Below are 10239 nucleotides of genomic sequence, written 5' to 3'. Positions count from 1 at the left end.
AATTTCCAGCATTATGCAATTATATGCTCAGACCGAGTATGAAATGGACAATAATGCCATTGAGAGGATTAACAGATATATAAGCCTGAGCAGAAGGAACTCACTATTTTGCGGAAGTCATCAGGAGCAAAAAGAGCAGTACTGATATATTCACTGGCATGTTCATGCAGGCTAAATGGAATTAATACATTTGAATACTTCAAAGACATATTAAACAAATTTGTAATGGTAAATCCCAATACAAATAAAAAATATCTCAGAGGACTATTACCGGATAAATGGAAGAAGTAACGGCATCGCGGAGACGCTTACGACAAGCAGTGTGAGAGCAAACACTTGCTCTCACACTGCTATCACCGGATCTCTAATCGCTGAAACTTCGATGAATAAAGGGATACAGACGAATTGTTGGAGCATGAGAGCAAAACCACTATCAAATCATTGGAGAGGGAATTCTAAAGAATCCTTATGTCAAATTCCGACAGTTACCCCAATTGCCTTTATAGACTCTTATATACAGAAACCATAAATAAAAAAATCCATTTGGATGTCAGGAATGACCCACCAAACGGATTTTGCGTAATACTCTTATAGAGATATAGGGAATTATGCTTTACGTCCCATTTCTACGACCTTTACCGCTACCATTATCAACGGCAGCGAGTATCAAAATCCGGGATATTAAAAAATGATCGGAAAACATCTTGGTTAATATGCATGAAGGGTACACTTCACACACAAATTGAAGTGTCCCCTTCTTAGCAACTTAGTTATTTATGCTTCTCAATTACTATTTCATTCTTATTTTCAACTGTTTACCTTCATATTTAACAATCTTTCCGCCAGTACTTTCCTCCACTCCTATTCCGGCATTCTTGTCAACCTTCACCAATCTCAAATTCCGGCATTGGGTCATTCCCGGATAATTACCTTTACGGTCGGAAATGGTCAACAATTTCTTTTTGTCATCCCATTTTATTTCAAAATTCGAACAAACTCCCTTCTCATAATTATAATTATCGCCTTCATCTTCATACACCGTAAACGAAGAATCCGCTCCCGGATAAATCCGTATTTCCCAAGCTGCATCTTTCTTTTCCGATGTATATTGCACAACCGGCCCCATTGGAACGATGGCCCCCTGACGAACCAGCAAAGGAATACGGTCGATTGTCGCTTCCATAGTAACCCTTTGTCCGCCTTTATATTTCTTGCCTGTCCAAAAATCAATCCAGTTCGCACCATCGGGCAAATATACTTGGCGTGTTTTGGCTACATTCTCCAATGGCTGGGAGTCAACCGAATAATACATCGGAGTTGTGACGGGAGCAACCAGAAAAGCAGGACCAAACATAAATTCATCCTTCAAATCAGCAATCTGCGTGTCCGAAGCAAAATCAAAAGCAAGCGCTCTGGTTATCGTATAATTATCGGTATGAACTTTTCCCGCCAAAGAATAAATATAAGGTAATAAGCGATACCGCAAATGAATCATTTGAATCAAACTGTCGTAAAAGGGCTCACCGGGTTTGCCAAAACGCCACACCTCACGGGGAGTATCGGTACCATGGCTACGAAATACAGGCAAGAATGCGCCATATTGAAACATACGGGTATACAACTCACGATATCCCATATCAGCCACTCCTTTATTATAATCCCCCTTCCTGAACCATTGACCACCTTTTTTAGTAAAGAAAGCACCAATATCGACTGTCCAATAAGGACATCCCGTAGCCATAAAGTTCAGTCCCGCCGGAATCATCCGGGCAAAAGAGTTCCAGGAAGCATAGGTATCGCCATTCCATGTAATAGTAGAGTAACGCTGCTGCCCGGCATAACTGGAGCGAGTCAAATTAACCACACGCTTGTCTGAACTTGTAGCACGCTGATTCTCATAAATCCCCATTGCATGATATAAAGAATACAGCTGACTTCGTTCCGCTCCCAATACATCGCTCAGTAGTTTGGTATTTAACTCCCAGCGACTCTTGTGACTATCATCTCCATAATGATCACCCATATGAGTCCAGTCAGCATCCAATGGTTCAGAAGCATCACACCACCAAGCATCGAAACCATTATCAAAAAACTCATTCTTCGCATAGCTCCAATACAACTTCCTTGCCAACGGATTAAAAGCATCGTAAATAGCCGAAGAATGCAGAAGTAGATTCTTCTGTTTAAAATCAGCGTGTTGAGGACAATTCATGGCATTAGGCCATATTGAAACCATTAATCTGGCGTGCAAAGAATGAATTTCATCTGCCAGTTTCTTTTTATCAGGATAATGTTTCGGGTCCATACTCATTCGTCCCCATTGACCTCTGGGCCAGTAGTTCCAGTCCTGCACAATCATATCAATAGGAATCTGCCTTTGGCGATATTCTTTTAAAGTATTGATCAGATCATCGGAACTGACGTACCGTTCTTTCGACTGAATATATCCGAAAAGATGAAGAGGCATCATGGGTGATGCACCTGTCAGCAAACGGTAATTAGCCACTACCCCATCCAACGTCCGGCCTTTCATAAAGTAATAGTCAATCTCCTTGGCTGCTTCCAGTTCCACATAACTGCCTTCCGAATTGTCTTTGAATACCATCCCGCAACCCGCATCGAACAACAAACCGTACCCGTTGGTCGATACCAGCACCGGAACCATTGCCTTCAGATTATGCTGGCACAAATAGAGTTCCTTTCCCCGAAGGTTCATATAATCCTCCATATGTGAGCCAAATCCATATAAAGCCTCTAAAGGCTGCCAGTCGAAATTTATCCTGTACTTCCAAGTATAACCTATGGTATCACGACGAAGAATATTTTTCACTTCCTTATCTCCATCCGCTGTCTTCTCAATACGTTTGGATTGTTCGTCGTATACGACATGCTCCATCACCTTCTTTTCTCCAACTCTCGGCAGCTTGCCGTCTTCCCGAAGCAATAAGGAACTATCCGTATTTAAATAAGAGATAAAACCAGTATTTAAATCAATCTTAACAATCAGGCTGTCCGATTTTAAGACACAACTATCAATCTCCTTACCAGAGGTAAAACGGACAGGTCGGGTAACATGAGGCATACAAATACCTGTGCTATTCCCCTTAAATACATTTTCCCCCGTATATTGTACTCTCACAATATCCGAAGTGACAAATTCAACCTTCAAAACACCTTGCTCCAATTGACAAGACACACCATTCACTAAAAAAGTAACATCCTTACTTTTTGAAAAAGCGGCAAATGTATTCATTAAACCTAGCGAAAGGAGTATTAACCGTGCTAAAGTGAATTTTCTTATTCTAAACCGACTTTTCATATATATATATTTTGTGATTGTTTTACTGAACAGACTGCAACTCCGCATTGGTAAGTGAACGTACCCATTCAATTACCACAGGTTCACCACAAGTATCGCCAAAATCCAGAGTCATGGTTGCATTCGTTAAAGCCTTAGAGAATGAGTATCCATTTTTTGACCGGACATCTGTTATTTTAAATACATATATATCCTCACCCACTTTCATTGCTTTGTCCGAATCAAATTCCCAAGACTCCGGCGCCGCACTTATACTATAAGATAAAGTTAACCATTTCTTATTTGCCGATGCCGGAATACCAGGAGCTTTTACCACTATATTGGGATAGGCAGAAGAATCGTACTGAACACGTTTCTGTAGTTTAACCCCCGAAGAGACCAATGACATCACTCCGTTAACTGCCCGATATGAAGCTGTAGAGAAGTTCCATGCTTTCAACTGGGTAAGATCTTCTTCTATCCTTCCTCTGTCTTTTCCGGTATTCAAATCATCACCCAAATAATAAAGCAGACTGCCCAAACCGGTATTGTCGCAAGTAAAACCTGGTCCCTCTGGGCGTACAAGACCTAAAACGATTTTCGTATAGGGCATTTCCAGCCCTTTTCGCAGCACATAATGATTATAGGCTATCTCAAAAACCGAACGGAAACGCCCCATGCCCTCTTTTCCAAAAGTAGAAAGATGTGAATATTTTCCGGTTATATCTTTCCATTTAACAAAGGGAACATCGTACCCCAGATTTGATTTGGCAATGTATTCATATCCTTTCATAATGCGGTTATCCAAAGCACCATACAAATCATCACCTTGTGTCCAGGCCACTTCCGCCATATCAGCAAAGCAACTGACACCAAGCATTACATGCTGTTGGTCCCGACCGGCTTCCTGCGATTGCCCGCTTTCGGCAATATAATTAGGCAGACTTCCGTTATCTTTTCCATGATAAAAGAAGTCAATTGCATCATCATAGAGCTTACGGTCATTCAAAAATACCCCGAAAGAAAGCTGCGCTTTAGCTACCGCAATTCCCCAATTACCATTAGTATAGGGGGCCGTTTGAAAGAATTTGCTTAAAACCGGCTGAAACACCTTTCGGAACATAGCCTCTACACACTCTGTATCCTGCTCACTCCAACCATTCGGATAATGAGTCTCCATATAAGTGTAGCGCATAATCTCAGCCGCATTAACCAGTATAAATCCCTGCAGTCCCGCACAAAGCGGAGCATCATTAGTAGGCGGTATCTGCCGAACGGTACGAGCATAAGCTCTGATAATTTCCATGGATTTGTCCGCATGGGCTTTCTTTCCGGTTATCTTCCAAAGAAGGGCATTGTAATAGGCGGAATTAAAATCACGTTCACTAGGTCCTTTGGTGTATCCATACTTTCCATCCCGGCTTATTATTTCGAAAGGTCCTTTCATCTGATAGTCGGCCCTGGCTTCCGGTAGCTTTGCGAGAATTTCATACGAACCATAAGCCGGTTGGGCTTTCTGATCAACTAAACGCTTTATCCGCTCCAATGATTTTTCGGAGTGGAGTACTCCAGGATGAATAAACTGTTGGGCGAAAGCACCGGGAATAATGCATACCAAATTACAAAGTAACCATATTTTTCTTAATCTCATAGCAATGAAAAGTTTAGTAAAAGAGCAACTCCCACACTGAGGGTTTTGCCGCTCCGAGTTTATTTAAAAAGGAAATTTTTACCGATTTGCATACCTTGGAAATCGGAATATGAACGGGTGACCCCTCAATCCCCTCGGCCGTATGATCTGCAACTGCCACCCAGTTGTTTTTATCATCAGCAGTTTCAACCTTTATGAAATACCTCTTCCAAGGATATTCAAAACGAATCTCCATGGTATCGATATATGCACTATCCTTAAAAATGGCTGATAAATAGGAATCTTCTTCGCCATCTGTTGCTTCCCAACGTGTAGCATAGCTGCCATCCAATACATTTTTCGCCATAAAGTCTTTATTCCGCTCCGAACTTGATAAGATTTCATCCACTTTTATGAATTGCCTGTCATCCTTGTTTAGATCGGGGAATAACTGGGCATGATGCGGCACAATATTATTAATTTCATTTTCCGGATCATTGAAAGTGAGTTCACTCAAACAAGTCTGACGGAAGGCCGACCCATCATTTAAAAACGGCCAACGATGCCGATGGTACAACATATAGGTTTTGTTATCGTAAGTAAACAGGGTGTGGTGACCAGGACCATAAACTTTCAATTCTTTATTTGTAGTCAGGATTGGACTATTCCCAGCTTCTTCAAACGTACCAAGTGGATGATCGCCTACAGCATAACATACCTTGTAAGTATCATCAATTGTTTTTCCCTCCGAATAAGTCAGATAGTATTTACCGTTATGTTTCAGCATATACGGAGCTTCAAAATAGTGCGCAGGCGTTACTTCCACCGGTTCTGTCGCAAAAGAAGCCATATCGTCATTCAGCCGGGCTCCGAAACAATGACCGTTAGTCCATCCCCAACCGGATCCCCAATAAAGATAGGCTTTTCCATCATTATCAATAAAGGCTTCAGCATCTATTACATGATAATAGCGAGTGGTATCAAACGATATCATGGGTTTATCTCCCAACACGTTTTCCCATGGACCAAGCGGATGGGCAGCTTTACCACACCAGACCTCTGACCCCACAGATACATACATATAAAACATATCTCCTTTTTGAATAACAGAAGGCGCCCATACCATGTTTTTATGGGAGAGAGCAGATGTACAAGCCGCTTTCGTAGGCCAGTTCAACCGATGAAACGTCCAGTTCCGGAAATCCTCGGAAACCCAGCACGGCAGAAAATCCGCTCCCCACGGATCGACCGTCGCATAGAGATAAAACTTACCTTCATACTGCACCAGCGAAGGATCTGCAAAATATCCCGGAAGGATAGGGTTGTTAATTTCCGTCATTTGAGTCTCAACTTTCTCTTTGGGCTGATTACAGCCGACCAAAAGAAAAGAGCATAATAAATAAATTCTTGTTTTTAATGTCATAAATACATCCCTGAGTTTAATGATTAAAGCAACGATTACAGCATTTTAGCACTTACAAAGATACGGATAAATAAAATTAACCCTATGTCATATAGAATCATAAACTGATCGATTCGATAAACAGTAATGTTCCCGGCTAAGGAAATGGTTCAAATTGTACTACCTCATGAGGCAATGAGTACTATGAATATACCGTTTTTTTGTTTTCTTTGTAGTAGAAAAACCAATTCCTATTAATAATGAGATATCTGTCATCCATCCTAGTATTGCTTTTAAGCATAAGCAGTTTTGCTATCAATCAATATAAATTCCGTCTAATTGATATCGTTGATGGCCTGTCCGATAATCAGATACGTGGATTGAGCATCACCCCCGACGGACGTATTGCTGTCAGAACCGCTTCCATAATGAACATCTATAATGGAACGACCTTTGAATACTTCCATTATGATAAAAAGCAGAAATACGTATGGAATTATAATCGCCCCACCAAAGAATATTATGACAATCAAGGGAGAATATGGATGAAAGAACTCGGATATCTGTTGCTTCTTGACCTGAATACCAACAAATTCAACTACAATATATCGGAAGAATTAGCCACATTGGGTATTACCAAACATCTGAAGAATCTCTTTATTGACGATTCCAAGAACTACTGGTTTCTGACAGAAGATAATACATTTACCTTTTACGATACAACCCAAAGCAAACTTATTACGATAGAAGACGGTCAGAGTGATTTCACCAGGCTATACGGAATCCCGATGGAACTGACCCAGTACAAAAATCTCTGTTGGATTGTATATAGCAGCGGATTAATACGCTGTTGGGACTATACCTCTCACGAATTTATTTTTCAGGAAACCCGTTTTTTGAATATCATAGGCGACTTTACCGATAGAATATATATTCATCCTGACTCTGTGGGGAATATCTGGCTGATGTATAACAATGCTGTTTACTTTCACCACAGGATAAACAGAGACTGGAAAGAAGTTGCCACGATTAAAGGCATATCCAATTTTTTCACCTGCATGGACATGGATAACGACGGAAATGTATGGGTAGGAACTTCCAAATCCGGATTAAGATATATTGACGGCAAAACATTCGAAGCTACTCACCTGCCAGGCATGCGTCTCATAAACGGGGGAATACAGGACAATGACATCTACACACTCTTTATAGATCCTAATAATGGCATATGGATAGGTACACTTTTTCAGGGATTATGTTACTATCACCCCAGCATGCAAAAGTTTCAGCTAATTCAGACCATTAATACCGGAACACAAATTACTAACGAAACCATACGCTGTTTCCTGGAAGAAGAAGACGGTACTGTCTTAATTGGCTCTGGAGACGGTTTATATCGTTTCTACCCGGAATCAAAGAAAGTGGAACGATTGTTTAAAGAACAAATCAACGACCTGTGTCTCTCTATCAGGAAAGACCATAGCGGCAGAATATGGGTAGGAACTTATCTGGGTGGCTTCTTTTGTATAGAAGGAAAACAAATAAGACAATATCTCAGGTCATCAATCAATCTGGAGAAAGATCCGAACCAAAATATTTCAAGATGCATCTATGAAGATACAGACGGCCGATTCTGGGCCAGTGTGACAGGCGGTGTAGGACAAATCGATCCGGTTAGTGGAAAAATGCTATATATGTTAGCCGATAAATATCCGGAAATAAAAGACTATACCCTAATCTATCACCTCTATCCAATTAACGATGAAACATTCGCTGCACTAGGAGATAAAGGTATCTACTATTACAATACCAAACAAGACAGCTTGTATATTCCCGGAACTGACAATCCCGATTTTGAACAGAACATTAAATATTTCGGGATATTAAAAGACACCAGGGGACTTGAATGGTTTGCTACCGAAGATGGCATCAGAGTTTGGGACAAAACCAAATTATATAAGCTCACCGTCACTGAAGGACTACCTAATAATGAAATATCCTCCCTGCTTGAAGACGACAATGGAGTAATATGGGCTTCAACACTGAACGGCATTTGCAAAATCGCCCCCATTCAATCTAATGATACTTATAACTTTTCGATAGTAAATTTCGGAATTTCAGATGGATTACAATGGGGAAAATTCTATGATCATTCAGCTCTTAAAACCAAAGACGGCACATTATATTTTGGAGGAGCACATGGATTTAATTATTTTGATCCCAACAAAATCATCTACAATAATAGTAAAAACAAACCTGTATTAACAGCATTCAGAATCTTCAATTCCCTCATAAAAGAAGAAGAAAAGTATAATGGAAAAATCATATTAAAAGAACCCATAAATAAAACCAAGCAAATAACCCTTAAATACAATCAGAATTTCATTACATTTGAGTTCGCAGGTATGAATTATGTTAATCCATCACAGACATACTATAAATACATGCTCAAGAATTTTGATGAAGATTGGAATGAAATTTCAGGCAATGAACTGGGCAAGGCTACTTACACCGGCCTCCGCCCGGGAAAATATAATTTTATTGTATATACAGCCAATAATGATAAAGTATGGGGAGAAATACCCTACGAATTAACCATTATAATTACTCCTCCGTTTTGGGCTACTTCTTATGCTATAATCATTTATATCATATTGAGCATAGCTATCTTTATTTACATTTTAAAACGATATCAAAGACGGACGCAGAAAAAAATACTCAAGGAAAAAGAGATATATGAACTGGAACAGAAAATAAAACTGGACCTAATGAAATTTCAATTCTTCACCAATATCAGTCATGAATTCCGCACTCCTTTAACATTAATATTAACTCCTCTCGAAACGTTAATAAAACAGCAGAGCGATATGGTATTGAAGAAGAAGCTGGATTCCATCTATCAAAATGCACACCTGCTGCTTAGTCTGGTTAATCAGCTTCTGGACTTCAGAAAACTGGAAATAAAAGGGGAGAAAGTTTTATTCAAGACAGGAAACATAATACAATTCATAAAAGATATATATCTACAATTCAAAGAGTTATCCACTACTAAAAATATCGATTTCACCCTAGAAACATCGGTTGATTATCTCCTGATCAATTACGATCATGATATGATGTATAAAATCATTAATAACTTGTTGTCTAACGCCTTTAAATTCACTCCACAAAATGGGCATATACAACTTACTGTGAATAAAGCAGACAGAAACGATAAAGAATACATCATGATAGAAGTAAGCGATACCGGATGTGGCATCGACGAAAAAGACTTGCCTCATATATTTGAACGCTTCTACCAGATAAAAGACGATAATGCACCAGCTGGAAGCGGTATTGGCCTGCATCTGGTTAAAGAATACGCCAGATTACATAACGGAGATATAACAGTGAGCAGCCAAATTAACATCGGCAGTACTTTTACAGTGTATATACCGGTTGATTTGCCTAAAAGCAATGATAAAAATCATCAGGAAGAAAAAGAAGAAAAGAATGAAATAAACGACATCATACCCGACACAAAAGAAAAAGACGATAGAAAAAAACTCCTTGTTGTTGAAGACAACGACGAGTTCCGCAATTACTTAACCGAGCAACTTAGTGAATGCTATCGTGTCATTGATGCTTCGAATGGAGAAGAAGCTGAAAAATTGATACTATCGGAATATCCGGATTTAATCATCTCCGATTTGATGATGCCCAAAATGGACGGGATCGAATTGTGTCAACGCGTTAAATCCAATATACAAACTTCTCACACTCCTTTCATCCTACTAACGGCCCGTACTTCGGACGAATCAAAAATGGAAGGTTATGAGGCCGGTGCTGATTCTTATATTTCCAAGCCATTCAGTTTCGAGCTATTGTGTATACGAATAAAAAACTAATTGAACAACAGGAAAACAGGAA

General features: G+C 39.8%; 5 protein-coding genes. 2 read left to right on the top strand and 3 right to left on the bottom strand.

Annotated elements, in window-relative coordinates:
• The first annotated feature begins 13 nt into the window (after positions 1-13).
• Positions 14-145 carry a transposase gene (locus HMPREF9007_RS28120; RefSeq protein ID WP_346962717.1) on the top strand — a complete coding sequence of 44 codons (132 nt, stop codon included), beginning with the start codon at positions 14-16 and terminating at the stop codon, positions 143-145.
• A gap of 645 nt (positions 146-790) precedes the next feature.
• On the opposite strand, the gene HMPREF9007_RS00905 is transcribed toward HMPREF9007_RS28120, so the two are convergent.
• From HMPREF9007_RS00905 to HMPREF9007_RS00915, 3 genes are read right to left on the bottom strand one after another with little or no spacing between them, the layout of a single operon-like run.
• Complete coding sequence (locus HMPREF9007_RS00905; RefSeq protein WP_055300672.1) at positions 791-3319, bottom strand: TIM-barrel domain-containing protein; 2529 nt, start codon at positions 3317-3319, stop codon at positions 791-793.
• Positions 3320-3341: 22 nt separating this feature from the next.
• Complete coding sequence (locus HMPREF9007_RS00910; RefSeq protein WP_016268763.1) at positions 3342-4949, bottom strand: alginate lyase family protein; 1608 nt, start codon at positions 4947-4949, stop codon at positions 3342-3344.
• Positions 4950-4962: 13 nt separating this feature from the next.
• Complete coding sequence (locus HMPREF9007_RS00915) at positions 4963-6267, bottom strand: family 43 glycosylhydrolase (RefSeq protein WP_225651750.1); 1305 nt, start codon at positions 6265-6267, stop codon at positions 4963-4965.
• Positions 6268-6590: 323 nt separating this feature from the next.
• Between HMPREF9007_RS00915 and HMPREF9007_RS00920 the strand changes: the two genes are divergently transcribed.
• Positions 6591-10217 carry an ATP-binding protein gene (locus HMPREF9007_RS00920; protein ID WP_032850812.1) on the top strand — a complete coding sequence of 1209 codons (3627 nt, stop codon included), beginning with the start codon at positions 6591-6593 and terminating at the stop codon, positions 10215-10217.
• Positions 10218-10239: the final 22 nt, after the last annotated feature.

The organism is Bacteroides sp. 1_1_14 (assembly GCF_000162515.1).
Taxonomy (GTDB): Bacteria; Bacteroidota; Bacteroidia; order Bacteroidales; family Bacteroidaceae; genus Bacteroides; species Bacteroides thetaiotaomicron.
This window is presented reverse-complemented; position numbering and strand designations above follow the sequence as displayed.